The sequence below is a fragment of the Streptomyces sp. NPDC001157 genome, assembly GCF_053598255.1.
This window is the reverse complement of the sequence record NZ_JBSFJW010000003.1, coordinates 102,864-126,224: the sequence shown is the minus strand read 5'-3', so window position 1 is coordinate 126,224 and position 23,361 is coordinate 102,864. Positions and strand designations below refer to the sequence as shown.

The 23,361-nt window shown below is 71.1% G+C and carries 25 protein-coding genes, 1 tRNA gene and 1 pseudogene; 12 read left to right on the top strand and 15 right to left on the bottom strand.

Annotated elements, in window-relative coordinates:
• Positions 1 to 50: 50 nt before the first annotated feature.
• The gene (locus ACWDAG_RS06700) at positions 51 to 266 is read right to left on the bottom strand and encodes an FmdB family zinc ribbon protein (protein WP_450694508.1); all 216 of its coding nucleotides are present in this window, start codon (positions 264 to 266) and stop codon (positions 51 to 53) included.
• Positions 267 to 406: 140 nt separating this feature from the next.
• Between ACWDAG_RS06700 and ACWDAG_RS06695 the strand changes: the two are divergent.
• Together ACWDAG_RS06695 and ACWDAG_RS06690 are read left to right on the top strand one after the other, a co-directional pair.
• Positions 407 to 727, top strand: a pseudogene (locus tag ACWDAG_RS06695) (transglycosylase domain-containing protein); the annotation flags it as partial.
• Positions 728 to 1,121: 394 nt separating this feature from the next.
• The gene (locus ACWDAG_RS06690; protein WP_450694794.1) at positions 1,122 to 2,399 is read left to right on the top strand and encodes a hypothetical protein; all 1,278 of its coding nucleotides are present in this window, start codon (positions 1,122 to 1,124) and stop codon (positions 2,397 to 2,399) included.
• A gap of 151 nt (positions 2,400 to 2,550) precedes the next feature.
• On the opposite strand, the gene ACWDAG_RS06685 is transcribed toward ACWDAG_RS06690, so the two are convergent.
• Both ACWDAG_RS06685 and ACWDAG_RS06680 read right to left on the bottom strand, forming a co-directional pair.
• Positions 2,551 to 3,924, bottom strand: a complete 1,374-nt coding sequence (locus ACWDAG_RS06685) for a hypothetical protein (protein ID WP_450694507.1) — start codon at positions 3,922 to 3,924, stop codon at positions 2,551 to 2,553.
• Positions 3,925 to 4,005: 81 nt separating this feature from the next.
• Positions 4,006 to 4,788 (bottom strand): DUF4097 family beta strand repeat-containing protein, encoded by a 783-nt coding sequence (locus ACWDAG_RS06680; RefSeq protein ID WP_450694506.1) that lies wholly within the window; start codon positions 4,786 to 4,788, stop codon positions 4,006 to 4,008.
• 173 nt (positions 4,789 to 4,961) lie between these two features.
• Here ACWDAG_RS06680 and ACWDAG_RS06675 point away from each other — a divergent pair.
• Positions 4,962 to 5,033, top strand: a tRNA-Val gene (locus tag ACWDAG_RS06675).
• A gap of 54 nt (positions 5,034 to 5,087) precedes the next feature.
• On the opposite strand, the gene ACWDAG_RS06670 is transcribed toward ACWDAG_RS06675, so the two are convergent.
• Positions 5,088 to 5,414: a hypothetical protein gene (locus ACWDAG_RS06670; RefSeq protein WP_450694505.1), complete on the bottom strand. Its 327-nt coding sequence runs from the start codon at positions 5,412 to 5,414 to the stop codon at positions 5,088 to 5,090.
• A 261-nt stretch (positions 5,415 to 5,675) separates the two neighbouring features.
• On the opposite strand from ACWDAG_RS06670, the gene ACWDAG_RS06665 reads away from it, so the two are divergent.
• On the top strand, positions 5,676 to 6,212 hold the full coding sequence (locus tag ACWDAG_RS06665; protein WP_450694793.1) for a GNAT family N-acetyltransferase: 537 nt from the start codon (positions 5,676 to 5,678) through the stop codon (positions 6,210 to 6,212).
• Here the strand turns inward: ACWDAG_RS06665 and ACWDAG_RS06660 are convergent.
• On the bottom strand, positions 6,209 to 7,111 hold the full coding sequence (locus ACWDAG_RS06660) for a ketopantoate reductase family protein (protein WP_450694504.1): 903 nt from the start codon (positions 7,109 to 7,111) through the stop codon (positions 6,209 to 6,211). The genes ACWDAG_RS06665 and ACWDAG_RS06660 overlap by 4 nt on opposite strands.
• A 93-nt stretch (positions 7,112 to 7,204) precedes the next feature.
• On the opposite strand from ACWDAG_RS06660, the gene ACWDAG_RS06655 reads away from it, so the two are divergent.
• The gene (locus tag ACWDAG_RS06655) at positions 7,205 to 7,429 is read left to right on the top strand and encodes a DUF2277 domain-containing protein (RefSeq protein WP_030931896.1); all 225 of its coding nucleotides are present in this window, start codon (positions 7,205 to 7,207) and stop codon (positions 7,427 to 7,429) included.
• Positions 7,430 to 7,596: 167 nt separating this feature from the next.
• Here the strand turns inward: ACWDAG_RS06655 and ACWDAG_RS06650 are convergent, their stop codons facing one another.
• The 5 genes from ACWDAG_RS06650 to ACWDAG_RS06630 all read right to left on the bottom strand — a co-directional run bounded on the left by ACWDAG_RS06650 (position 7,597) and on the right by ACWDAG_RS06630 (position 13,383).
• The gene (locus ACWDAG_RS06650; RefSeq protein WP_450694503.1) at positions 7,597 to 8,208 is read right to left on the bottom strand and encodes a DedA family protein; all 612 of its coding nucleotides are present in this window, start codon (positions 8,206 to 8,208) and stop codon (positions 7,597 to 7,599) included.
• 194 nt (positions 8,209 to 8,402) lie between these two features.
• The gene (locus tag ACWDAG_RS06645; protein ID WP_450694502.1) at positions 8,403 to 8,858 is read right to left on the bottom strand and encodes a DoxX family protein; all 456 of its coding nucleotides are present in this window, start codon (positions 8,856 to 8,858) and stop codon (positions 8,403 to 8,405) included.
• An 82-nt stretch (positions 8,859 to 8,940) separates the two neighbouring features.
• The gene (locus ACWDAG_RS06640) at positions 8,941 to 10,830 is read right to left on the bottom strand and encodes an FAD/NAD(P)-binding protein (protein WP_450694501.1); all 1,890 of its coding nucleotides are present in this window, start codon (positions 10,828 to 10,830) and stop codon (positions 8,941 to 8,943) included.
• Positions 10,831 to 11,000: 170 nt separating this feature from the next.
• Positions 11,001 to 12,647 (bottom strand): alkaline phosphatase D family protein, encoded by a 1,647-nt coding sequence (locus tag ACWDAG_RS06635; protein ID WP_450694500.1) that lies wholly within the window; start codon positions 12,645 to 12,647, stop codon positions 11,001 to 11,003.
• 91 nt (positions 12,648 to 12,738) lie between these two features.
• Positions 12,739 to 13,383 carry an HNH endonuclease family protein gene (locus ACWDAG_RS06630; RefSeq protein ID WP_450694499.1) on the bottom strand — a complete coding sequence of 215 codons (645 nt, stop codon included), beginning with the start codon at positions 13,381 to 13,383 and terminating at the stop codon, positions 12,739 to 12,741.
• 379 nt (positions 13,384 to 13,762) lie between these two features.
• On the opposite strand from ACWDAG_RS06630, the gene ACWDAG_RS06625 reads away from it, so the two are divergent.
• Both ACWDAG_RS06625 and ACWDAG_RS06620 read left to right on the top strand, forming a co-directional pair.
• On the top strand, positions 13,763 to 14,344 hold the full coding sequence (locus ACWDAG_RS06625) for a TMEM165/GDT1 family protein (protein WP_450694498.1): 582 nt from the start codon (positions 13,763 to 13,765) through the stop codon (positions 14,342 to 14,344).
• A 192-nt stretch (positions 14,345 to 14,536) separates the two neighbouring features.
• Positions 14,537 to 15,202 carry an HAD family hydrolase gene (locus tag ACWDAG_RS06620; protein ID WP_450694497.1) on the top strand — a complete coding sequence of 222 codons (666 nt, stop codon included), beginning with the start codon at positions 14,537 to 14,539 and terminating at the stop codon, positions 15,200 to 15,202.
• 217 nt (positions 15,203 to 15,419) lie between these two features.
• On the opposite strand, the gene ACWDAG_RS06615 is transcribed toward ACWDAG_RS06620, so the two are convergent.
• Positions 15,420 to 16,376, bottom strand: coding sequence for a peptidoglycan-binding domain-containing protein (locus ACWDAG_RS06615; RefSeq protein WP_450694496.1), 957 nt, complete (start codon positions 16,374 to 16,376; stop codon positions 15,420 to 15,422).
• A gap of 168 nt (positions 16,377 to 16,544) precedes the next feature.
• Here ACWDAG_RS06615 and ACWDAG_RS06610 point away from each other — a divergent pair, with 168 nt between their 5' ends.
• Positions 16,545 to 18,626, top strand: coding sequence for a DHA2 family efflux MFS transporter permease subunit (locus ACWDAG_RS06610; RefSeq protein WP_450694495.1), 2,082 nt, complete (start codon positions 16,545 to 16,547; stop codon positions 18,624 to 18,626).
• Here ACWDAG_RS06610 and ACWDAG_RS06605 read toward each other — a convergent pair.
• Both ACWDAG_RS06605 and ACWDAG_RS06600 read right to left on the bottom strand, forming a co-directional pair.
• The gene (locus ACWDAG_RS06605) at positions 18,619 to 19,116 is read right to left on the bottom strand and encodes a GNAT family N-acetyltransferase (protein WP_450694494.1); all 498 of its coding nucleotides are present in this window, start codon (positions 19,114 to 19,116) and stop codon (positions 18,619 to 18,621) included. The two genes, ACWDAG_RS06610 and ACWDAG_RS06605, sit on opposite strands and share 8 nt — an antisense overlap.
• A gap of 50 nt (positions 19,117 to 19,166) precedes the next feature.
• Positions 19,167 to 19,871 (bottom strand): hypothetical protein, encoded by a 705-nt coding sequence (locus ACWDAG_RS06600; RefSeq protein ID WP_450694493.1) that lies wholly within the window; start codon positions 19,869 to 19,871, stop codon positions 19,167 to 19,169.
• Between the two features lie 64 nt (positions 19,872 to 19,935).
• Between ACWDAG_RS06600 and ACWDAG_RS06595 the strand changes: the two genes are divergently transcribed.
• From ACWDAG_RS06595 to ACWDAG_RS06585, 3 genes are all read left to right on the top strand, one after another.
• On the top strand, positions 19,936 to 20,427 hold the full coding sequence (locus ACWDAG_RS06595) for a CGNR zinc finger domain-containing protein (RefSeq protein ID WP_450694492.1): 492 nt from the start codon (positions 19,936 to 19,938) through the stop codon (positions 20,425 to 20,427).
• Between the two features lie 102 nt (positions 20,428 to 20,529).
• A complete protein-coding gene (locus ACWDAG_RS06590; protein WP_450694491.1) occupies positions 20,530 to 21,201 on the top strand; it encodes a hypothetical protein in 672 nt (223 codons plus the stop codon).
• 5 nt (positions 21,202 to 21,206) lie between these two features.
• Positions 21,207 to 21,629 (top strand): hypothetical protein, encoded by a 423-nt coding sequence (locus ACWDAG_RS06585; RefSeq protein WP_450694490.1) that lies wholly within the window; start codon positions 21,207 to 21,209, stop codon positions 21,627 to 21,629.
• Here the strand turns inward: ACWDAG_RS06585 and ACWDAG_RS06580 are convergent.
• Entirely contained in the window at positions 21,618 to 22,079 is a 462-nt protein-coding gene (locus ACWDAG_RS06580) for a DnaJ family domain-containing protein (protein WP_450694489.1), read from the bottom strand. The two genes, ACWDAG_RS06585 and ACWDAG_RS06580, sit on opposite strands and share 12 nt — an antisense overlap.
• A gap of 81 nt (positions 22,080 to 22,160) precedes the next feature.
• Between ACWDAG_RS06580 and ACWDAG_RS06575 the strand changes: the two genes are divergently transcribed.
• Positions 22,161 to 22,553, top strand: coding sequence for a hypothetical protein (locus ACWDAG_RS06575; protein WP_450694488.1), 393 nt, complete (start codon positions 22,161 to 22,163; stop codon positions 22,551 to 22,553).
• Between the two features lie 33 nt (positions 22,554 to 22,586).
• Here ACWDAG_RS06575 and ACWDAG_RS06570 read toward each other — a convergent pair whose 3' ends face one another.
• A complete protein-coding gene (locus ACWDAG_RS06570; protein WP_450694487.1) occupies positions 22,587 to 23,258 on the bottom strand; it encodes an O-methyltransferase in 672 nt (223 codons plus the stop codon).
• Positions 23,259 to 23,361: the final 103 nt, after the last annotated feature.

Here is a 23,361-nt window from a genome sequence, read left to right as displayed (position 1 = left end):
TGGGCGCGATCACTCCCACGCACCCGCAGCCCACAGCGCGCCGTGTACGGCTAGCCGCAGCACCCTCCACCACAGCACCCGCCGCCCGCTGTCTTCGGCGCCGCGGCGGGTGCACTGGCCGTACCGCCCACCGCCACCGTGGACAACAGCTTCACCGTGTCCCCATGCCCGGCAGGGCACACCGCGGGGTCGGAGGACTGAGCCATCGGCCGACTCAGTTCGAACGTGTCGCCGCAGCTCCGGCAGCGGTACTCATAGCGAGGCATGCGACCAGGTTAGCGGTGGTACGCAGCAGCGAGTGTGACTCAAGTCACGCGTCCATCATGTTATCTACTGCTCGGTATGTGATCGTTCCTGTTGGATTCGCATGTGGAGAACCTGCGAAGATCGTTGATATTTTCCGGTCGTGACCGGGACAGCACAGCGCAGTGGCCGGCGGGCCGACCGCCGCCGTCCACGCCGCCGACGGGCGGCAGCGGCACCGAAGTGGTTTCCCCGGGCGGCGTTACGCCGCCTCCGCCCCGCCCACCCGCGCCCTGCCCCCACCGGCCGACGCCGCCGGCTCCCGTCCTGGCGCCGGTTACCCGGCGGCCCAGCGGCATCCGTCGGCCTGGCCGCCCTGTCCTCGGGCGTCGCCTACGCAGCCACCGACATCCCGCCGAACCTGAACAGCTACGCCACCCAGCAGGACACCGTCTACTTCTGGTCCGACGGCACACCCATGGCCGGCGGCTACGCCACCTGCGCCGCGGCCGGGAAGCGCACCGAGCCGTACTCGGTGCGCCGTATCACCCACAACGGTGCGGCGATCCGGCTGACCACCCCCACCGTCTCCACCGCGACCGGCAAGTCCGGCAGCCCCACGGACGACACCGCCGCCTGGTACACGGGCACCGCCGAGTCCGTGTCGACCGCGGTCGTCGTCCACCGCACGGACCTGCCCACTTCCCTGGAGCCGCTGCCGCTGAAGGGAATCACAGGAGCACCCGCCGACAGCGTCCCGTACGCCGTCTGTTCGGGCGCCATGGGCCTCGGCTGACCCCCGAGACCCGCACTGCACCCCCCCACCCTCCCCCACGCAGAATGAGCACCGCATGCCCCTGGAACGCCACCTGCCCGGCATGAGACCGCCCACCGGCCGACGCCGCGGGAGCCCCGACCGCCGCACCACCCGGCTGGGGTTCACGACCCTCGCACCCTTCCTGATGGTGGCCTCGCTGGTTGCCGCCTCCCTGATACTGACCCGCCAGGACCACACCCAGCCCGCCGCCGAAACCGACAAGAGCCCCAAGACCGCCGCCCGCCCAGCCACCCCGTCACCCACCTGGGACGGAAAGACCGAGATCCTCGGCGACGGCTCCACCTCCGACACCGGCCCACAGAAAGGCGAGTTGAAGGCCGAGCCGCTCAAGCCCGGCCAGAAGCCGCCCCAGTTCGTCGTCTTCTCCTGGGACGGCGCACTGGAGGGCAGCGACCACCTCTTCTCCCACTACCGGGAGTTGGCGAAGAAGTACGACGCCCACATGACGTTCTTCCTCACCGGCATCCACCTGCTGCCCAAGAACAAGGCGAAGCTCTACCACCCGCCCCGGCACCCGGCGGGCTCCGCCGCCATCGACTACGCCACCGACGACCACATCCGCACCACGCTGCAACAACTGCGCCTCGCCTACGAGGACGGCAACGAGATCGGCACCCACTTCAACGGCCACTTCTGCGGCAAGAGGGGCGGCGGCGACTGGAGCGTCGAGGAGTGGAAGAGCGAGATCGACCAGTTCTACGCGTTCGCCGAGAAGTGGAAGACCAACACCGGCTTCGACGACGTCCCCGCCCTGCCCTTCGACTTCAAGAAGGAGATCACCGGCGGCCGCGCCCCCTGCCTGGAGGGCCAGAACAACCTGCTCAAGGCCATCAAGAGCTACGGCTGGCGCTACGACGCCTCCTCCACCGGCGACTTCCAGATCTGGCCCGCCAAGAAGAACGGCGTCTGGGACTTCCCGCTGCAGCTGCTCCCGTACTCGGGCACCGACTACCAGGGCCTGTCGACGGACTTCAACTTCCTCTACAACCAGTCCGACGGCAAGACCCACGGCAACCCCGCCGACTACCACCGGTGGGAACAGCAGACCGTCGCCTCCTACATGAACGGCTTCAACCGCGTCTACTACGGCAGCCGCGCCCCGCTGTTCATCGGCAACCACTTCGAGGACTGGAACGGCGGCATCTACATGAAGGCCGTCGACCGGATCGTCAAGAACGTCTGCACGAAGAAGGGCGTCAAGTGCGTGTCCTTCAAGGAACTGGCCGACTGGCTGGACGTGCAGAAGCCGGAGACCTTGGCGCGACTGCGCGGCCTCGACCCGGCGCAGTCGCCCGCCTGGTCGACGGCCGTGAAATGAACCGCCCCCCACCGCAAGGAGAAGACCCCGTGCGGCCACGCCGCCCACGCGGGCGCTGTGGATCGAGGGGGCGCGCGGGTGGCTCCACGCAGGCAGCGCGATGGGGACGGGCATGGCCCGCTCGCCGAGAGCCGGGCACCGCCACCAAGTGCTAGTTGGCAGAACCGCGTTCTTCCCGGATCCGGGTGACCACCCCGGCCACCGTCTGCCGTACTGCCTCTGTTTCTGTGAGGAAGTGCCAGTAGTCGGGGTGGCGGCCCTCAAGGCCGGCGATCGCCCGCTCCAGCCGGGACACCGAGTCGTCCAGCGGGCGGGCGTGCCGCGGATCCGGCGTCGTCCGTCCCGTCATCGCCAGCCGCTGGGCGTCCCGGATCGCGAACCGCGTCCGGTCGATCTCCTGCTGGGGGTCCTTCTGCACGGCGTTCAGCCGCTGCAGCCGGTCCCGCGCCGCCGACACCGACTCGTCGGTCGTGTTCAGCAGCGCCCGCACCGTCGCCAGCAGCGAGGTCGCGTCCGGCCAGCGCTGGGCGTCCCGCGCGGCCTGCGCCTCCCTCAGCTTCAGCTCGGCCTGGCGCACGTTCTCCGCGGCCTGCTCCGGCACATGCTGCAGGTCCTGCCAGCACGCCGCCACGAACCGCCGCCGCAGCTCGCTCAGCACCGGATCGACCTGCCCGGCCCGCGTGGTCAGAGCCTGCGCGCGGGTGCGCAGCGACACCAGCCGGTGGTCGATCTCGGCTGCCTTCTCCGGCAGCCGCTCGGCCTCCACCCGGATCGCCTCGGCCTCCCGCGCCACCCGCTCGGCCCGCTCCAGCGTCTGTGGCACCCCGTGCTGCCCGGCGCCCTGGTTGAGCTTCGTCAGCTCGGGGCCGAGAGCGGCCAGCCGGGCCGCCAGATCATCCGCCCTGAGCTTTGTCTCCCGTACGGCATCCAGCGCGTTCGAAGCGGCGAGCAGACCCTGCCGCGCCCGCTCCACCGCCGGAGCCACCCGGGCCAGCTGGGTCTCCGCCTTGCCGAGCAGCGGCCCGAGACTGTCACCGAAACGATCCAGCTCCCGCTTGACGTTCGCCAGATCGTCCCTGGCCTTCGTGAGCTCGGTACGCGCGTGTGCCGCGACCGACGCCTCCAGATCGTCCCGGTCGAGGTCGTGCGCGTCGACGGCCTCGATATAGCGATGACTGGCCTCGTCGATCCGCCGCCCCAGTGCCTCGAAATCGGACACGGCCCGCCGGGCGGCAGGAGTGTCGTCGACGGCTGTGATCGTCTCGATCGAGATCCGTAGATCGCGCTGCGCGGTGTCCAGCTCGTAGAACGCGGCCGCCGCGGCGTCCTTCGCGGCCTGCGCCTCGGCCCGCTGACTCTCGGCGCGCCCGCCGAACCAGCGCCGGGTGCCCCCGCCGGCGAACGCGGCGGGCAGCGCGAGCGCGGCGACGAGGGGCAGGGCGACGAGGGTGAGGACATCCCTCACCGCCTGACGATGTGCACCCGGCACCAACGGCGAGTACGGCTGCGAAGGTGTCGCCGTCACATCCCTCTCCCGTGCTGTCATCCGTCCTGGCCGGTGCCTCGTTTCATTCTCCCACCGGTTAAGGACGAACACACGGGCCGGTCAGTTCGCGGTCCTGAGGGTGACTTTGCCGTCACCGGTGCGCGCGGACACCACGTGCGAACTGGAACCGGACCGCGGCACGGACACATCCACCGAGCCGTCACCGGTGTGGGTCGTCACACGGTACGTGGCCCTGGGCAGAGCGACGGTGACGGAACCGTCATGACTGCGGGAGTCCACCAGGTCCGGCACCGCACCGAGTTCGAGGTCCACGGAACCGTCCCCCGTCTCGGCACGCACCCGCCGCGAGGACACGGCGGCCCGCACGGACCCGTCCCCGGTGTGCACGTCCAGCGGCCCGGTGGAGTCGGTGACATGCACGGACCCGTCCCTCGTACGAATGCTCAGCGCATCCTGGAACCCCCGTGCCCGCACGCTCCCGTCCTTGTCCTCGACCTTCACGGTGACCCCGCGCGGCACCTCGATCCGATGCCTGGCCGAGCAGTCGGCGACGACACCGGAGCACCTCATCCGAAGCGTCAGCCTGTCGCCCGCCATCCCCCAGCTCACCTTCGGGCCCTTCCCGATGGCGACGGTTCCCTGGAACCACCGGGTGACCTCGACCTTCCCCGCGGGATTCCCGTCCGCGGCGACGATCTCCAGCGCCGAGTCGTCGGAGTCCACGGTGAGGGTGTGCCCGGCCAACGCGAACGACCGGTGATCGGGCTCCTTGTCGTCCCCCGCGGAAGCCCCACAGGCGGCGACACCCCCGACGAGAACCACGACGACCCCGGCGGCAAGACCGGTACGGGCGACGACGGGACGGAAACGGACGCGGGCCATGACGATCTCCCCCTGGACGGATGCTGAAGGTGCTTCGACCGTACGGAGTGGGGGGCCGCGGGGGGATCCGGGCCGCTCCCGGATCCGGGGTGGGGCTAACCCCCGCACGAGCCGGCTTCCGATACGGGTTTGCAGGGCACTGCCTCGGGCAAGGTAGGCTGTCGACTCGTCTCGGGTGCGTAGCTCAGGGGTAGAGCGCCTGCCTTACAAGCAGGATGTCGGCGGTTCGAAACCGTCCGCGCCCACACGGGAAGAAGACCCCGGCCGATCATGGCCGGGGTCTTCTTGTGTCCTGTCGTTCATGCCTCGTGCGCGTGCTTCAGCCTGGTGCGGGCGTCCACTCGTTCTTCGGTCGCGACCTCCGCCCAGAAGCGGTGGGTGCTGACGAACACGGCGAGTTCGTGTTCGCGTCGGCGGAGCTTCTCCACCTCGGCCTGTTCGTCTGCCGTCCAGCCGGGGGAGGCGGGGCGCTCCACCTTGCGCCAGCCGCCCGTGTCGCTGAAGCCGTCCAGGGGCTCGACCGACCAGGGCAGCCGCTTGAGCAGGGCCGACAGCTCCGAACGGACCTGATGCAGCTCCTCTTGACCGGCGAGGAGGTCACTCGGAAAGTCATAGGTCGTAGCCACGGCGCAATGCTACGCCTGTTCGAATTTGGGATGCGAGTTCCTTCCCGGGGTTCATGCGGACGGGTGGTCCCGGGCAGCTGCCCGCTGGACGGTCGCCACCGCGGCGGCCGTGCCGGGCCGCACCCCGGGCTGCGCCACACCGCGGCGTCGGTGGCCACCTCGCTGCCCCTGGCCGAGCCCGCCGTGGCAGCGGTCCTCGGCGTCACCGTCCTCGGTGAACGTCTGCCGGCGTTGTCAGAACCGGCTCCTATGGTTGGCGGCATGGACTTCGCGGACGTGGAGAAGGTGCGGCTGGAACCGTGGGGCGAGGGCGACTTCTGGCTGCTGCGGCGGGCCAACAGCCCCGAGATGACTGCGCACTTGGGCGGGCCCGAGAGCGAGGAGAAGCTCGCCGACCGGCATCGGCGGTATCTGGAGTTGGAGACCGGGCAGATGTACCGGGTCGTGCTGGCGGGCAGCGGGGAGAGCGTGGGCTCGGTGGGGTTCTGGGCCCGGGAGTGGCGGGGCGGCTTGGTGTGGGAGGCGGGCTGGGCGGTGCTGCCCGAGTTCCAGGGGCGGGGGCTGGCCGTACGGGCGGCGCGGGCCGTTGCGGAGGCCGCGCGGGATGCCGGTGAACACCGTTATCTGCACGCGTTTCCGAAGGAGGACAACGGCCCGTCGAACTCCGTCTGCCGACGGGCCGGGTTCACCCTGCTCGAGCCGGTCGACATCGAGTACCCGAAGGGGCACCGGATCACGTCCAACGACTGGCGGGTGGACCTGCAGTCCATACGTCAGCCCGGCCGCACCGGCGGCTAGCGGCCGCCGTCCGCCAACTCCCGTACCACCCGCGCCGTCACCGGCACGCTCACCCCGTGCCGCTCGGCCGCGCGCAGCAACGCCCCGCCGATCGCGTCCAGTTCGAGCGGGCGGCTCGCTTCGGCGTCGCGCTGCATCGAGGACTTGGTCTGCGGCGGGAAGGCGTCGTAGCGGGCCAGTGCCTGGGCCGGGTCCGCGGGGCCTCCGCTTGCGCGGCTGACGGCGGCAGTCTCGTCCACCAGGGCCGTCAGCTCGTCGCGGTGCCGGGTGCGTACGTCGCCGAGCGGAAGGCCGTACCTGGTGGTGAGGAGGGCGAACGGCGCCAGGAACGACATCTTCGCCCACAGTGCGGCCGTCTCGTCGTCGAGCACGCGGGTTGCCGGGCCGGCGGAGTCGAGGGCCTGGGCCAGGGAGTCCAGCCGGTCGCGGTCCACTCCCTCGCCGGTCAGGTCGATCTCGGCGAAGGGGCTGCCGTGCTCGATCACTCCCGCCGCGACCCGGGTCGACTCGACGCGGATGACCGCCGGGGCGATCAGGTCGGGGCGGTAGCGGGCGCGCAGGGCCTCCGGGTGTTCGACGCCGTTCAGAAACGGTACGAGGAGGGCGTCACCGAGGGCCGCGGGCGGGACGCGGTCGAGGGCGGCGGCCAGGGAGGTGTGCTTGACCGCGACCAGGCACGCGTCGACCGGCTCGCGCAGGACGGTGTCGGCGTCCACGCCGGCCGTGAAGTCGCCGAACAGACCGCTGCGGACGCGGATCCCGTCCGTGCGCAGGGTTGCGACGGTGGCCTCGCCAGATAGGCAGATCACCCGGTGGCCGGCGCGCGACAGGAGCCCTGCGAGCAGACCGCCGATGCCGCCGGGGCCGAGGACGGCCACCGTGAGTGCGTCGTTCGCCATGATTGTTTTGTCCTTCCGTCGGTCGGCCCCGTGATGGTGGCCGCCTCGCGAAGGATCATCGCAGGCGGCCCGGAGTTGGGCGAGACTGGTCCCATGTGCCGGAGCATCAAGACACTTCGCCCGCCCGCGTTGCCCGAAGAGGCGACGGAGGAAGAGATCAGGGCTGCGGCCCTGCAGTTCGTACGGAAGGTGTCCGGCTTTCGGGCGCCGGCCGCACACAATCGGGAGGTTTTCGACCGCGCCGTCGAGGCGGTTGCCGAGGCCACGGCCGAGTTGCTGGCCGGGCTTGAGGTGCGGGGGCAGAAGGCGTCTGCCTAGCTTTGGCGGCCGCCCGGATCTGCGGCTCCGCCGCGGGGGAGATCGGTTGTCAGTCGGCTGCGGCTTCGTCGTGGCTGGTCGCGCAGTTCCCCGCGCCCCTGTAGGGGCGCTGCTGGACCCGGCGCGAACTTCGCCCGCCCGGCTCAGGGCACGTCCAGGCCCCAGCCCTACGACGCCTTCGTCGGCCGCCGCATCACGTACGCCGCCCCTGCCCCCGCTCCGAACAGCGCCAGTACCGATACCGCCGTGGCCACCCAGGTGGTGCCCAGCCACTGGCCGCCGTAGTAGCCGAGCGCCACGCTGTACGTCGCCCAGGTCAGGCCTGCGAGGGCGGACCAGGGGAGGAAGTCGCGGGCGCGGCGGTGGGCTGCGCCCGCGCCGAGGGAGACGACCGAGCGGCCGGCCGGGGCGAAGCGGGCGAGGATGACCAGGGCGCCGCCGCCGCGGGCCAGGGCGGCGCCGAGACGTTCCTGCGCGGTGGTCAGCCGGCGTGAGCGGGCGATGGCGCGGTCCAGACGTTCACCGCCGCGCCAGGCCAGTCGGTACGCCACCAGGTCGCCGAGGACGGAGGCGGTGGCGGCGCAGAGCGTCAGCGTCAGGACTTCGGGGACCGCGTGCGGTACCTGGCCGTTCGCCGAGCCGGCGGCTGCCGCCGTGGCGGCCGTGATCACCAGCACCCCGCTCGGCAGGACCGGCACGAACACGTCGAGCAGGACCGACAGCGCCACCATGGCGTAGATCCATGGACTGCCGGTCAGCAGCCCCACACTCTCCAGCACCGCGAACTCCCCGTGACTCCCCCGTGGACCGGACCGTGCCGCGAACGTCGCGCGGGAGCGGCAAGGGCGGCCTTGACAGCCATACAGCGTACGCCTGTGCTGTGACGGGAGATTCGTAGGGGGAGTGTGGGATCGGCACAGGCCGTTCACCCGGGCGCCGGTCCCTCGGGGGTTCAAGGGACCGGCGCACTCGATCAGGCAGCGACCGGCGTCTGCTCCGCCGTGGCCTTGTGCTGCGTCCTGGCGCGCTTCGCGAGCAGCCGGTCCAGGCCGAGGGCGCCGGAGCCGGTGAAGACCAGCAGCAGAAGGGCCCAGCAGAACATCGCCGAGGCCTCGCCGCCGTTCTCCATCGGCCACAGGGCGTTCGGCTGGTGCACCTTGAAGTAGGCGTACGCCATCGAGCCGGAGGCTATGAACGCGGCGGCACGCGTGCCGAGGCCGAGCAGTACGAGGATGCCGCCGACCAGCTGGATGACGGCTGCGTACCAGAACGGCCAGGCGCCGGACTCGACGGTTCCGCCGTTCGTGCCCGGCGCGCCACCGAGGACGCCGAAGAGCGAGGCGGCGCCGTGGCAGGCGAAGAGCAGACCGACGACGATGCGGAACAGTCCGAGGGCGTACGGCTGGGCGTTGTTGAGGCGAGCGGTCATGTGGGGGGTACTCCTTCGGTCGGGCCGGTCCGGGGCGGACCGGCCGGGGACGAGCCGAGTGAGTAATTCACGGTAGGTCTGCCTAATCGATGCTTGCAAGTTCAACATTTGGCCATCGATCCGGTTCCGTTTCCGCCTCCGCTTCGCCCGTAGCCGCACGTAGCAGGGCCCTGGCCACCGCGTCCGCGTCCGAAAGCGTGACCGAATCCACCCCTGGTCGGGCCCCCGCCGCCGTCACCCAGTGCACCCCTTCCGTGGGCACCCCGAACGCGAACCGTCTTGAATGCACGCGCCCTTGACGGTCCATCAGGCGATACGGCCGCTCCGTCACGTCCAGCCCTCCGGTTTCGTAGCCGCCGACGGAATGCGGCCTGCACTGTCCCGTCTTCAGCAGCCGGGCGAGGAGTTCGTCGGCGGTGCGTCGCAGATCCGGTTCCGGAAGGCGGGCCTCTATGAGGGTCGTCACACGCACCGCCGACCCCGGCACCTCGGGGGAGCGTGCCACCCACGCCCCCTGCTCGGGCCGTACTTCGAGGCGGGGGCCGAGCACCTCCACCACCCCCGCCTCCACCAGCGCGGCCAGCTCCTCGATGCGCCGCCGGGGCGGGCCGATGGACAGGAAGGCGTTCAGCGGGGTGTACCAGCGGTCCAGGTGCTCGCGGCGGGAGGCGCCGGTGAGGCCGCCGTGGTCGACGATGAGCCGCAGCTCGTTGCGCAGGTCGCGCAGCACGTCCAGGGCCGCCTTGAGCGGGCCGTCCACATTGCCGAGGGCGGCCTGCGCCGCGTCCTCGCGCAGATACGCCAGCAGCCACGCCCGCCACTCGCGCGGATGCGCGAACTGGCCTTCCGTATACGGCCGGGAGATCCGGTCCCAGCTCCAGCGGTCGGCCGCCGAGACGCCGAACTCGTCGAGTACGTACGCCTCTTGGGGGTCACGGTGGGGCACGGCGAGGAAGCGGTCCGCGAAGTCCTCCCGGCCGGTGAGCGCCGCGTAGTAGACCGTCTCCACCTCCTTCGCCACCAACGGCCATATCTCGGTGAGGAAGTCGGGCGCCTCACCGGAGTCCGCGCGCTTGCGGAAGGCCGCGATCACCTCGGGGGTGAGGGCGAGCGGGGTGTGTCTGCCGTAAGGTCCCTTCGCGTTGTCGCCGCGTGCCTGGTACGGGATGCCGCGCCGGGAACCGGCGTACAGGCGCGGTTCGCGGCCGGAGGGGACATAGCGCAGACCGCGGCGACCGGGGACGAACCGGCCGCCGCGGCCCGTGGTCAACAGGGCCGTGTGGTCGAAGAAGTTGAGGCCCAGGCCGCGCAGCAGCACCGGTTCGCCGGGGGCTATGGCGGAGAGATCGACGTCGGCCGGGTTGGCGGGCGGGAAGTGGCGCAGGCCGTGACGGTCGGCGTGGTCCGCCAGGCGGCGCTGCTCCGCGTCCGCGGTTGCCGGGAGGTGGCCCTGGGCGAGGACGACGGCGGACAGACCGGTCAGGGTGCGGCCGTCGTCGAGGGTGAGGGTCTGGCGGCCGTCGGGGGCGTCGTCCAGCCGTACGGCCCGTGCCCGGTGGGTCTCGACGCGTACGGCGGGCGGCGCCTCGCGCACCGCCTTCGCGAACACCCACTCCAGGTAGCGGCCGTACTGGGCGCGGGTCGGGTACTCGTCCGCGCCGAGTTCGCCGCCCGCCCACTCGTAGAGGCTCGGACCCGGTCGGATCGGCCCCGAGCAGTCCACGCTGTCATCGGTGAACAGGGTCACCTGACAGGCCACGGTGTTCATCAGCAGCTCGGGGGACTGAGTGGTGCGCCACACGCTGCCGGGGCCGGGCGGTGCGGGGTCGACGACGTGGACGGTCAGCCGAACGCCCCGCGGGAGGAGTTCCGGCACGGAGGCGCAGAGGCGTTCCAGGACGCTTGTGCCGCGCGGTCCGGCGCCGACCACGGCAAGGGAGACGGTCGGTTGTTCTGCGGTCGGTGCAGACAAGGGGGTGACTCCGGGCGTGGGGGGCGCGTGGCGGCAATCCGCCGGAACGGAAGCGGACGGTCCGGCTCATCATTGCCCTCGCACGCCACGGAAGCCAACGCGCGTCTCAGACACCCCGTTTGTCACTCATGTGTCCGTAATGTGCTGCTTCATAGGGGGTGAGAGCTGCTTCATGTGGGGGTGAGGGTGGACTCCTCCACGGTCTTCAGCGCCCTGTTCGGCTGCGCCTGCTCCAGTCGCAGCCGCGCCGAGCGGCCCTTCAGCGTCAGCGTCATCAACTGGTTGCCGAACCAGGGCCCGCCCTTCTTGCGCCACTCGACCGGTGGCCGCGCGCACCGACCGTGCCGGGCGAAGCGCCGACCGAGGGCGCGGGCCGCCGCACTCCAGCCGAAGCGGAAGCCGATCCTGATCGACAGGGGGATGGAGTTGTGGACCGGGGAGCAGGTCAGCTGCAGGACGCGGGCGTCCGGGGCGCCGGACGGCCACGTCGGCTCGGCCACATACGCATGGTGCACGTCTCCCGACAGGACGAGCACCGTCGCAGGCGCCTCCGCCCCCGAACCGGCCTGGGCGATCAGCTCGGTCAGCGCGGTGAAGGAGGCCGGAAAGGCCGCCCAGTGCTCCAGGTCGGCCCGCCGCCGCAGATCCTCCCTGAACCGCGCCCAGCGCGCCCCGCGCTCACCCCGGCACAGTGCCGCGTTCCACGCCTCGGCGTCGTGCACCAGGTGGGGCAGCAGCCAGGGCAGGGAGGTACCGATGAGGAGGTGGTCGTACGACCCCCGTTCCGTCAGGGCCTGATCGCGCAGCCACCCCGCCTCCCCGGGGTCGAGCATCGCGCGGTTGTCCTCGTCCAGAACGCGGGCCGCCCGGGTGTCCACCATCAGCAGGCGTACGCGGCCGAAGTCGCGCCGGTAGCTCCAGCGCACGGCGCTGGGGTCGGCATCGGCCTTGCAGGCGAAGGCACGCAACTCGTCCGTGCCGTCGGGCAGTTCGCGTACGGCCGCGTACAGCGGATCGGCCGCCAGCTCGGCCGGCGACAGGTTGCCCAGATGCTGGTGCACCCAGTACGACATCAGACCGCTCAACAGCCGCTCCCGCCACCAGGGGGTGGCCCGCATGTCCTCCAGCCAGGCGGCGGAGGTGTTCCAGTCGTCGATGACGTCGTGGTCGTCGAAGATCATGCAGCTGGGCACGGTGGACAGCAGCCAGCGCACCTCGGGGTCGAGCCAGGACTCGTAGTAGAGGCGGGTGTACTCCTCGTAGTCCGCGACCTCGCTGCCCGGCGGGTCGCTCAGATCGCGCCGGGCGGCCAGCCAGCGGCGGGTCGCCTCGGAGGTCTCGTCGGCGTAGACCTGGTCGCCCAACAGCAGCAGCACATCCGGCCGTTCGCCGTCCGGGTCGGCCGCGATGCGCGCTGCGAGGGTGTCCAGCGCGTCCGGTCCGACGGGATCGTGGCTCTCCTCGGCGGGCGGGGCGGCCCAGCGGCAGGAGCCGAAGGCGACGCGGACGCCGTCGCCGTCGTGCGAGGTACGGATGACGGAGGGCGGGAACCTCCGCGGAGAGTCGGGCGCGTCGGGCAGCGGCCACACGCGCGTGCCGTCGAGGAGGACGTCGTACGGCGTCGTCGTGCCCGGTGTGAGACCGGTGACCGGCACGAGGGCGTAGTGATGGCCCGAGACCTGGAAGGTGCGGGCCTCGCCGCGGGCGCCGTCCGCACAGCGCACCTCGGCGGTGCACGGACGGCTCGCCTCGACCCAGACGGTCGCGGACGCGCCGTCGGCATACCTCAGCAGTGGACCCAGGCGCAGTTCGGCCACGCGGCACCCTCCTCCGTCGCCCCGTACGGTACGGAACGACGGGGGTCGGCGGGGAGGTTCCTTTACAGAATCCGCCGCAACATCCGCGCGATCAGCAGCCGGCGAGGTAGCTGGTCAGCGCGGACTTCTCGGCGGAGTCGACCGAGAGGTCGTAGTAGTACTTCACCTGGACCCAGGCGCGGACATAGGTGCAGACGTAGGCGGAGCGGGTGGGCACCCACTCCGCCGGGTCCTGGTCGCTCTTGGAGCGGTTGGAACTGGCGGAGACGGCGATCAGCTGCGGGCGGGTGACGTCGTTGGCGAACGCCTGGCGCCGGGCGGTGGTCCACCCACTGGCGCCGGAGTCCCAGGCCTCGGCGAGCGGCACCAGGTGGTCGATGTCGAAGGTGCTGGGGTCGGTGGTGGTGACCCCGTCGTACTGGGAGTACCAGGAGCCGCTGGTGGCGGTGCAGGCGGAGTTGGTGACGACGTTGCTGCCGTCCCGCTTGATGACGTACTCACGGGTGTTGCAGGTCCCGGAGATCGTGATCCAGGTCGGGAACAGATCGCGGTCGTAGCCGGTGCGGTCCTCGCTCGCCACGGTCAGCGAGGCGAGGTAGGTGCGGGCGGTGGCGGCGCTGACCGGGGTGGGGAGCGCGGCCGAGGCGGTCGGACCGTTGAGAAGGCCGACGGAGGCTATGAGTCCGGTAAGAGCCGCGAGTATGCTGAGCCGTCCACGCGCGTAGAACTTCGGCATGCGAACTCCCTTGGGGTATGGGGGGGTTGGGGTGCGAGCAGGGGGAATGCTCGCGGCGCCGTGTTGCGGAGAGGTGAGCGTTCGGTAAGAAGCTAATGTCGCGTACATGACACGACAAGGTTTACGGCCGAACTTTCGGCCGCGCCGCGGTCGCGTACGATGGACCGCGCAGAAGGGGAGTAGCTCTTCGCCGGACCGTCGACATACTGCTCAGCTCGTCTGAGCCGGCGCCCGGAGGCAGCCTCGTACGCGAGGCCTGCCAGCGAGACCTTCGGCAAAGCAGTGCACATCTGTGTCTTCCGCTGTGTGCTGCCGTGCCGAGGTGTCGTATCGCAGTCACAGCACTCTCGGCGGGGCGGCCCCGACCGATTGAGGAACTTTGATCAGCTTCACCGTCACGGCCCTGGCCTTCGGCGTCGTCTTCCTCGCCGAACTGCCCGACAAGACCGCACTCGCCGGCCTGGTCCTCGGCACCCGCTACCGCGCCTCGTACGTCTTCGCCGGCGTGGCCGCGGCGTTCGCGCTGCATGTCGCGCTGGCGGTGGCGGCCGGAAGCGTGCTCACCCTGCTTCCCCAGCAGATCGTCCACGCGCTGACGGGCGTCCTCTTCCTGGGCGGCGCCGCGGTGCTGCTGCTGAGGAAGGACGAGGGTGAGGAGGACATCCGGCGGCCCGAGAACCAGTCCTTCTGGAAGGTCGCGGGCGCCGGGTTCATGCTCATCCTGATCGCCGAGTTCGGGGACCTGACCCAGATCATGACGGCGAACCTCGCAGCCCGCTACGACGACCCGCTCTCCGTCGGTCTGGGGGCGGTGCTGGCGCTGTGGGCGGTGGCAGGGCTCGGGATCGTCGGCGGGAAGGCGCTGATGAAGCGGGTACCGCTGGCCCTCATCACCAAGATCGCGGCGCTGCTGATGCTGGCGCTCGGCGTGTGGAGCCTGTGGGAGGCCGTCGCCGGGTGAGCTGCGCACCGGCTGGCTGTGCACCGGCTGGCTGCGCACCGGCCGAGCTGAACAGCGGGTGAACTGTTTCCTGGGGCACTGGCGGATGTCGGACCGGTTTTGTACCGTAGAGAAACAAAGTGGCTCCCGCCCGTTTTCCCTGACCGGCGGGCGGGGCCGCCTTGTTTCCTCCTTCGCGCCCTGGAGCTGCCGATGACGGTCACCACCGTGCCCACCGTCCTCACCGCCCGCGCCCTCCTGCTGGACATGGACGGCACCCTCGTGAACTCCGACGCCGCCGTCGAGCGCATCTGGCATCGCTGGTCCGAACGTCACGGGCTGGACGCCGAAGAGGTCATGAAGGTGGTGCACGGGCGCCAGGGCTACGCCTCCATGGCGCTGCTGCTGCCCGACCGGCCCATGGAGCAGAACCTCGCCGACAACGCGCGCATGCTCGCGGAGGAGACCGCGGATGTGGACGGCGTCGTGGCGATCCCCGGCGCTCCTGAGTTCCTCGCCTCGCTGCGGGGGCTGCCGCATGCCCTGGTGACCTCGGCCGATCTGGCTCTCGCCACGGCGCGGATGGGGGCGGCTGGGCTGGCCCTTCCGGAGGTACGGGTGACCGCCGAGTCGGTGGGGGCGAGCAAGCCGGACCCCGAGGGGTTTTTGAAGGGGGCGGCTGAATTGGGTGTCGAGCCGGGCGACTGCGTTGTCTTTGAGGATTCCGCTGCCGGGATTGAGGCGGGGCGGGCTGCGGGGATGCGAGTTGTGGGGGTGGGGGCGCGGGCGGATCTGTATGAGCCGGATGTGGTGGTGCGGGATCTGACGCGGGTGCGGGTCGAGGGTGTGGCCGGGGGGATCCGGCTGTACGTCCGCTGAAGGTGCCGTTGGGGGGTGGGTGCGCAGCCCGGCGCTTGCGGGGTGCCGCCTGCGCCCGCCCGTGCCGCCCTGGGCGGCACGATTGCCCGCAGGCTGGGGCGGCATTATTCGGCTGCCGACGGGCTGGGTTTTCAGCCCGTCCGGCGTTTGAGGACGAGGCCGTTCAGGCCGAAGCGGGGGTCTGGGGGCGGCAACCTCCTGCCGGAGGCGCGCGGCCTCACGGCTGCGACGTCTCCGACTCCAGCCGCGCCCGGGTCTCCAAGCCGTACACCCCCAGCTCGTCCCCCTGTATCCCCCGTGCCCACTGGTATCTGCTGACCGCGTCCTCGACGCCCTCGTCGTAGTGACCGCTCGGCTTTCTCGTGTACAGGCCGAGCTGGGTCAGGCGCAGTTCGAGTTCGGTGACCTCGGGGCCCTCGGAGCCGCGGCGCAGCACGGGGGGCGCTGTCTGGCGGCTGTCGGTCGCTCCGATGCTGCCGCTGGCGGTGGCCGTCGGCGGGGTCCGGGTCGGCTCGGGCGAGCGGGACGGGCTCGGCGAGGCGCTCGTCGCCGACGGGGACGGTGAGAGCGACGGGCTCGCGCTGACCACCGGCGCCGGCGGTGCGGGCCGTACGGATGTGGCGCTCCGCGAGGGCGACGCGGACTCCGAGCTCGGCGACACGTCCGGCACACTCGCCCGTACGTCGTCGGGCAGCGCCTTGTCCCGCGTCGGCGGCTCGTAGGAGAACAGCCCGCTCGCCATCCCGGCCGCTGTCATCACCGCGACGACCGCCCCGCCGACACCGAGCACCACGGTGCGCCGTCTGCGGCGCGCCCTGCCCGCCGTGTCGTACGGGTCCTCGGTGCCCTCGGCGCCCTCGGCGCCCTCTGTGCCCGCGCCCTCGAACAGGCGCAGGTCGCTGGTGCTCGGCACCTCGGCACCCACCGCCCGCAGCGGCATCGTCGCCTCGACCGCCGGCATCGCGGGAGCTGCGGCGGGCTCGCTCGCCACGCCCTCCAGCTCGACATACGGCCGTATTCGCAGCGGGTCGAAGTCCTCCGCCGCGGCCTGCTCGGCCGTACGGGCGTCGCGCAGGGCGTCGGACGCCCGTTGGGTGCAGCCGCAGGACGGGGTGTTGTCAGCCCCTCTGGGCGCTCCGCACTCCGGGCACTGGTGACCTTTCGGGTCTGTCACGCGTTCGTCCCTCCCTTCACGCTCCCCTCGCGAACTTCAGAGGTTATCCAGATCATCATCACGTCGTGCCCGCAGCCCCCGGAATATCGGGTTCCACCAGGACTCAACAGGCCATAACCGGTCACACCGATCACCATGGACGTGTAACGAGAGCCGCGGGAGGTCTTCATGGCCGGGGATGCGCACGGTATGACGGGGAATGTGCGAGACGCACAGGCATCCGCGAGGCCCCCGCAGCGGGGCGGCGCCACCCAGGAACACGTGTCCGGGAACGTACTCGTGTCGATCGGCGCCCTGCTCCTCGGGATGCTGCTCGCCGCCCTCGACCAGACCATCGTGTCGACCGCGCTGCCCACCATCGTCAGCGATCTCGGCGGCCTCGACCACCTGTCCTGGGTGGTCACCGCGTATCTGCTGGCCTCGACCGCCGCGACCCCGCTGTGGGGCAAACTCGGTGACCAGTACGGGCGGAAGCGGCTGTTCCAGACCGCGATCGTGATTTTCCTCATCGGATCGGCGCTCTGCGGAATGGCGCAGAACATGCCCCAGTTGATCGCGTTCCGGGCGGTCCAGGGCCTGGGCGGCGGCGGGTTGATGGTGCTGTCGATGGCGATCGTGGGGGACGTCGTCGCGCCGCGTGAACGAGGCCGATACCAGGGGCTGTTCGGGGCCGTCTTCGGTGCGACGAGCGTGCTGGGACCGCTGCTCGGCGGGCTGTTCACCGAACACCTCAGCTGGCGCTGGGTCTTCTACGTCAACCTGCCCGTCGGCGTCGTCGCGCTCGCCGTGATCGCGACCGCGCTGCGCATCCCGCGCCGGACCGCGCAGCACGTCATCGACTACCTCGGCACCTTCCTCATCGCCGCGGTCGCCACCTGTCTGATCCTGGTGGCCTCGCTCGGCGGCACCACCTGGGGCTGGGGCTCGACACAGATCGTCGGGCTGATCCTGCTGGGCGTCGGGCTGGCCGTCGCGTTCGTCGCCGTGGAGCGGAGGGCCGCCGAACCCGTCCTGCCGCTCAAGCTGTTCCGCATCCGCACCTTCGCCCTCGCCGCGGTCATCAGCTTCGTCGTCGGCTTCGCCATGTTCGGCGCGATGACCTATCTGCCGACCTTCCTCCAGGTCGTCCAGGGCGTGACGCCGACCATGTCCGGGGTGCACATGCTGCCGATGGTGTTCGGCCTGCTGCTCTCGTCCACGGCCTCCGGCCAGATCGTCAGCCGCACCGGCCGCTGGAAGGTGTTCCCGATCGCGGGCACGGGCGTCACCACCCTCGGTCTGCTGCTCCTGCACCAGCTCGACGAGAACAGCTCCACCGCCGTGATGAGCGTCGACTTCTTCGTCTTCGGCCTCGGGCTCGGGCTGGTCATGCAGGTGCTGGTCCTCATCGTGCAGAACGCCGTCTCGTACGAGGATCTCGGTGTCGCCACCTCGGGCGCGACCTTCTTCCGCTCGATCGGGGCCTCCTTCGGCGTGGCGATCTTCGGCACGGTGTTCGCGAGCCGTCTCGGCGACAAGCTGACGGACGCCTTCCGCGGTGCCCGGCTGCCCGGGGGTCTCTCCGCGGACGCCCTCAAGTCCGACCCGCGCGGTATCGGCTCACTGCCGCCCGCCCTGCGTGGACCCGCGCTGCACGCGTACGCGGCGGCCATCACCGACGTCTTCCTCTACGCCGCCCCCGTCGCCCTCCTCGGCTTCGTCCTGGCCTGGTTCCTCAAGGAGGACAAGCTGCGCGGCTCCGTCACCGCGCCCGATGTCACGGAGACCCTGGCCAGCAATCCCGTCGAGCGGTCCTCGTACGACGAGGTGTGCCGCGCGCTGTCCCTGCTGGGCACGCGGGAGGGCCGGCGCGAGGTCTACCAGAGGATCACCGAGCGGGCGGGTTACGACCTGCTGCCCGCGGCGAGCTGGCTGCTGCTGCGGATCAAGAGGCAGGGCTGGGAGGAACCGGCCGTGCTCGCCGCGCGCAGCACGGTGCCGCTCCAGGTCGTGATCGCTGCCGCCCGCCAGCTCGAGGTGCGGCGCCTTGCCGTCCGGGAGGGCCTCGACCTGATCCTCACCGATCAGGGCTTCGAGGTCGCCGAACGGCTCGCGCAGGCCCGTGAGGAGTCCCTCGCGGAGCTGCTCGGCGACTGGTGGGGCCCGGACCGGCCGACCGACCTGAACCGCCTGGTCAAGGAACTGACCGAGGAGATGTGCGGCTCGGACCAGGAGCAGCCGCACAAGGAGTCGGCGGCGAAGGTCAGTTGAGGTCCTTGCGGAACCAGTGCTCGGCGTACGCGTCGTCGTTGTGCGGCTCGGTCTCCGTGTAGCCGAGCCGTGCGTACAGGGAACGGGCCTCGACGAGGTCGCTCCGGGTGTCGAGGACCAACTGCCCGGCGCCGAGGTCTCGGGCGGCCTGCTCTGCGGCGCCCACGAGGAGCGCGGCCCCGCCCTTGCCGCGCATTCCCTCGTACACGAACACCCGGGTGAGCTCGGCGGTCGTGGCGTCGAGCAGTCGTACACCCGCCGAACCGGCCGGCTCACCCCCGTACCGTCCGACGAGCAACTGGCCGGTGGGCGGCGCGAGTTCGGCGCCGGTGCGGGCCGCGATCTCCCGCTCCAGCTCGGCCGGGTCGGTCCTGCGTCCCTCGTGCAGGAGGTAGTAGCGGTCGCTGACCTCCGTGTAGTAGGCCCGCCAGAGGGCCGCCGCCACGGGGGAGTCGTAGGGCTCGGGGGCGATGGTCCAGGTCGTCGTCATCCGGCCATTCTGCGGAACCGGCGTGTCGCCCACGCAAGCGAATATGCGGATCAGTCCTCGGACAGGAGCCAGCCGATGCGCAGTTCCTCCGCGGCGGGGCGGAACGTCCGTATGAGTTCGGCGCGTTCCGGGTCGGACTCCGGGAGGCTGTCGGCGAGGAGGGCCTGCGCGGCGACCGTCTGGGGACGGGCGCCGAGGGCGGCGCGCAGGTGGAGTGAGCGGCGCAGCATCACGAGTCGCTCGGCGGGCTCCTTGTGCGGGGCGAGGTGGCGGACGATGTAGGACTCGAAGTAGCCGTCGCCGGTCTTCGCGGCGATCTCCAGAGCCGACTCGTAGAGGGGCAGCGCGCCGGCCGGGTCCTCGTCGATGTTGTCCAGCAGGACGGCCCAGTGGTACTCGGCCCAGGCGCGCTGCTTCTCGTCGCCGCTCTCGGCCGCCGCGCGGTAGCCGGCCTCGGCCGTGGCGCGGTCGTCGGGGCGGGGGGCGACACCGGGGGCGAGACGGGGGTCGCGGCCGAACAGCAGTCGGCTGTAGGCCAGTCGCGCGGTGAGCAGATGCGCGGTCGGCGATGCCGGATCGAGCGCCGTGACCGCCTTCTCGGCCTCCTCGTGGCCCTCGGTCCGGAAGAACCAGCGGTCGACAGCGATCTCCGCGCGCAATTCGGGATCGGCGTCCGGGCCCAGGACGGCGAGCGCCGCGTCCCACTCTCCGAGCATCGTCAGACGGCGGGCCGCGTAGGTGTCATCAGCTATCATGGCGCCTACATTAAGAAGCGGCGATGTAGGTGGTCAAGTGCAGTACGATGACTACATTGGGAACGTGACACGGTTGGCCGTCGAGCTGGCCAACACCGGGACCCTCGACGAGCGCGGCGAACTGGTCGCCACCTTCTTCGCGGAGCACGGGATCACCCCGCCGCCGGACGGCGACTACGGCGAACTGCCGGACCTCGTGCGCACGGCGCTGGCGCAGACGGTCGATGGCACCGCCCCCGACGCCGTGCACCGGCTGCTGCGCGACTACCCGCCGGAGATGCATCTGTCCGACCACGACGGCCCCGGCGGCTGGCACATCCACTTCAGCCGCAACGGCACCCCGGCCCCCCGCTGGGCCGGTCAGCTGATCGCGGCCCAGCTCGCCCTGGTCGTGGCCGGGGAGCCGGCAGTGACGCTGGGACGGTGCGCCGCGGCCGGCTGCGGGAACTACTTCGTCGACCAGTCCCGCAACCGCACCCGCCGCTTCTGCTCCAACGCGTGCGCGAGCCGCACGACGGTCGCGGCGCATCGGGCCCGGGCGGCGAGGAAGCCGTAGTTCCCGAAGAGGCGTCCGGGTGCCCGCGTCGTTTGAGCGGGGGCTTCCGGGTGACCCGTCCGGAGAACCGGCCCGCCCGGGCCGACACACCGGAAGGCACCCATGTCCACAGGCATGATCATCGCTCTGATCGTGATCGTGGCGGCCGTGGTCGTTGTCGCGGCCGCCCTCACCTTGCGTGCCCGGGGCGGGTACGGCGGCCGGGACCTGAAGCGGCGCTTCGGGCCCGAGTACGACCGGACGCTCGCTCGGCACGACGGGGACACCAAAGCCGCCGAGCGCGAGCTCACGGAGCGCGTGCAGCGGCACGGAGCGCTGCGTGAGCAGCCGCTGGAGCCGGGCAGGCTGGAGGAGTTCACGGCCCGCTGGACGGCCGCGCAGGAGCGCTTCGTCGACGCGCCGAGGGAAGCGGTCACCGAGGCGGACCGGCTGCTCGCGGAGCTCGCCGCCCTTCGTGGCTTCCCCGACGACAGCCACTACGAGGAACAGCTCGCCGCCCTCTCCGTCCACCATGCCGACCACGTCCACGGCTACCGGCACGTCCACCGTGTCGCACGCGTGGGCGCGAGCGGGCAGGACAGCGACCGGGTCGACACCGAGGAGATGCGCGAGGCCATGGTCGAGGCCCGGGCCCTCTTCGAGGACCTGACCGCCCCGCCCCGCCGCACCGAGAAGGCCCCGGCCTCCGCCGCCACCCGCACCAAGGCCCACAAACACGAGAGCCGCGGCCACCTGCCCTGGGCCCTCAACCGTCGTCACGCCAAGGGGAGTTGAGCGACATGACGGACGCCACGACCGGCCCCGCAGCCGAAGGTGCCGAGGCCGACGACAGGACGAACCGCACCACGGTGACACCCACCCCGCACGAGGTCACGGAGGAGGCAGGCCAGGCCGGCCGGCCCACCGGCACTCCCGCCACCACCACCCCGACCCCGACCAGCGGTCGTCTCCTCCCGCAGGACGAGTGCGACAAGCTGGATCTCCGTCTTCGCCAGGCGGTCTCCGGGTTCGTGGACGGGCCCCGGGACTCCGTCGAGGAGGCCGATCACGTGGTCGAGGAGATCGCGGGACGGTTCACCGAGGCCCTGACCCGGCGGCGCCGCACGCTGCGCATGTCCTGGCAGGACGGCGAGGACACCGAACAACTCCGGCTGGCCCTGCGGGACTACCGGAACCTGGCGGAACGACTCCTACACGGGTGACCCGTTCGAAGTACCCGTATCCCTCTCGGCGTCCCTCGCGTCCCTCGCCGTCGTCCGGCGCTCCCGCCACTCCCGTGCGACCTCTTCGACGTCGTACGGCTTCATCCCGAGCGGAGGGCCGGGCGGCGGCTTGAACATCATGTCGCGGATCTTGACGTTGACGTCGGTGACGATCTTCCGCGCGATCCGCTCCGAGGGCGCCGCATACGCCGCCGCCAGCGCGTCCTCGGCCTCCTTGCGCAGGGCGAGCGTCGGCGGCAGCACGGACAGGCCCTCGCGGGCCATCTTCTGCTTGATCCACCACAGTTCGTCGTACGAGGTGTCGGTGCCGGCGGGCAACGGCTTGCCCGCGCCGGGCAGTTGGGTGAACTCGCCGCGTCTCTCGGCATCACGGATCTGTTTGTCGACCCAGGACTCGAACGGCACACCCGGTGGCTTTCGCTCGGTCATGACTCCATTGTGCCGGACGCGGCATGCCCGGGCGATTTATCATGCGGCCGCCGTGTTAGGACACTTCAAGAGGAGCAGCGCGTGCTCGAACTGACCATGGCCACCGTCTCCGGGGCGGAAGAGGGGGCCACGGCCGGCATGCTCATGGCCGACGCACCCAGTGAGCCCGGTGCCGTGCTGCGGGTGGGGCGGGACACCTCCGTGTGCCGTCTTGTGACGCCCGAGGACTGGCTGTTCATCTCCCGGGTCCACCTGGAGTTCCTGTGCGGCCCCGAGGGGACCTGGCAGCTGACCTGGCTGCGCGGCTCACAGCCCGACCCGTCCTCCGAGGTCCGGCTGATCGTCGGGGAGTACGCGCAGCCGCTCGCCTACGGCGGGACCGTGGCGCTGCCCAGAGGCGGCAGCGGCGAGATCGTCGTCCAGGACCGCACCGCCCCGCGCAGCGTCAACGTCGGCTTCTATCACGAGTTCTGAGCAGTATCCGAGCGGTGTCCGAGGAGGTGAGGGCTACGCCAGCACGCGCGCCAGTGCGAAGCCGTCGTAGCCCTTGCTGCCCACCGTCTGGATCGCCGTGCCGCTCAACCGCGGGTGCGAACCGATCAGTTCGATGGCGGCGCGGTTGCCCAGCACGTCGGGTGCCTTGCTGTCCGCCTCGGCCACCCGGCCGCCGCGTACGACGTTGTCCACGACGATCAGGCTGCCCGCGCTGGTGAGTCTGAGAGCCCACTCCACGTAGTTCGGGTTGTTGACCTTGTCGGCGTCGATGAAGACCAGGTCGAAGGGGGGCGGGTTCTCGTCGGCCAGTTTGGGCAGCGACTCCAGGGCGGGGCCGATCCGCACCTCGACGATCCGGTCGAGGCCCGCGCGTGCGATGTTGCGGGTGGCGACCTCGGCGTGCTTGGCGCTGTACTCGAGCGAGATCAGGCGGCCGTCCTCGGGCAGCGCGCGGGCCAGCCAGATGGTGCTGTAGCCGCCGAGGGTGCCGATCTCCAGGATGGTGCGGGCGCCCTGGACCTGGGCGAGGAGCTGCAGGAACTTGCCCTGGAGCGGGGTGACCGCGATCTGCGGAAGCTCGGCGGCGTCGCTGTCGCGGAGGGCCGCTTCGAGGGCGTCGTCGTTCCGTGAGAGGTGGGTGGTGAAGTACTCGTCCACGTCGTCCCAGAGCTGCGACTCGCTCATTTCGCTGTGCCTTCCGTGTGACTGCTTGGCGCCTCCGACCGGCTGACCTGATGAGCATGGCCGCGGGCCGGTTCCCCTCTCAGGGAGATCATGACGGCCCGGT

Excerpts from the sequence above, each read along its gene's own strand:
- ACWDAG_RS06600 (WP_450694493.1), bottom strand. The coding sequence starts at position 19,871 with ATGATAGCTGATGACACCTACGCGGCCCGCCGTCTGACGATGCTCGGA.
- ACWDAG_RS06610 (WP_450694495.1), top strand. The coding sequence starts at position 16,545 with ATGGCCGGGGATGCGCACGGTATGACGGGGAATGTGCGAGACGCACAG.
- ACWDAG_RS06630 (WP_450694499.1), bottom strand. The coding sequence starts at position 13,383 with ATGCCGAAGTTCTACGCGCGTGGACGGCTCAGCATACTCGCGGCTCTT.
- ACWDAG_RS06665 (WP_450694793.1), top strand. The coding sequence starts at position 5,676 with ATGGACTTCGCGGACGTGGAGAAGGTGCGGCTGGAACCGTGGGGCGAG.
- ACWDAG_RS06620 (WP_450694497.1), top strand. The coding sequence starts at position 14,537 with ATGACGGTCACCACCGTGCCCACCGTCCTCACCGCCCGCGCCCTCCTG.
- ACWDAG_RS06590 (WP_450694491.1), top strand. The coding sequence starts at position 20,530 with ATGTCCACAGGCATGATCATCGCTCTGATCGTGATCGTGGCGGCCGTG.
- ACWDAG_RS06680 (WP_450694506.1), bottom strand. The coding sequence starts at position 4,788 with ATGGCCCGCGTCCGTTTCCGTCCCGTCGTCGCCCGTACCGGTCTTGCC.
- ACWDAG_RS06605 (WP_450694494.1), bottom strand. The coding sequence starts at position 19,116 with ATGACGACGACCTGGACCATCGCCCCCGAGCCCTACGACTCCCCCGTG.
- ACWDAG_RS06700 (WP_450694508.1), bottom strand. The coding sequence starts at position 266 with ATGCCTCGCTATGAGTACCGCTGCCGGAGCTGCGGCGACACGTTCGAA.
- ACWDAG_RS06690 (WP_450694794.1), top strand. The coding sequence starts at position 1,122 with ATGAGACCGCCCACCGGCCGACGCCGCGGGAGCCCCGACCGCCGCACC.
- ACWDAG_RS06580 (WP_450694489.1), bottom strand. The coding sequence starts at position 22,079 with ATGACCGAGCGAAAGCCACCGGGTGTGCCGTTCGAGTCCTGGGTCGAC.
- ACWDAG_RS06585 (WP_450694490.1), top strand. The coding sequence starts at position 21,207 with ATGACGGACGCCACGACCGGCCCCGCAGCCGAAGGTGCCGAGGCCGAC.
- ACWDAG_RS06570 (WP_450694487.1), bottom strand. The coding sequence starts at position 23,258 with ATGAGCGAGTCGCAGCTCTGGGACGACGTGGACGAGTACTTCACCACC.
- ACWDAG_RS06655 (WP_030931896.1), top strand. The coding sequence starts at position 7,205 with ATGTGCCGGAGCATCAAGACACTTCGCCCGCCCGCGTTGCCCGAAGAG.
- ACWDAG_RS06660 (WP_450694504.1), bottom strand. The coding sequence starts at position 7,111 with ATGGCGAACGACGCACTCACGGTGGCCGTCCTCGGCCCCGGCGGCATC.
- ACWDAG_RS06645 (WP_450694502.1), bottom strand. The coding sequence starts at position 8,858 with ATGACCGCTCGCCTCAACAACGCCCAGCCGTACGCCCTCGGACTGTTC.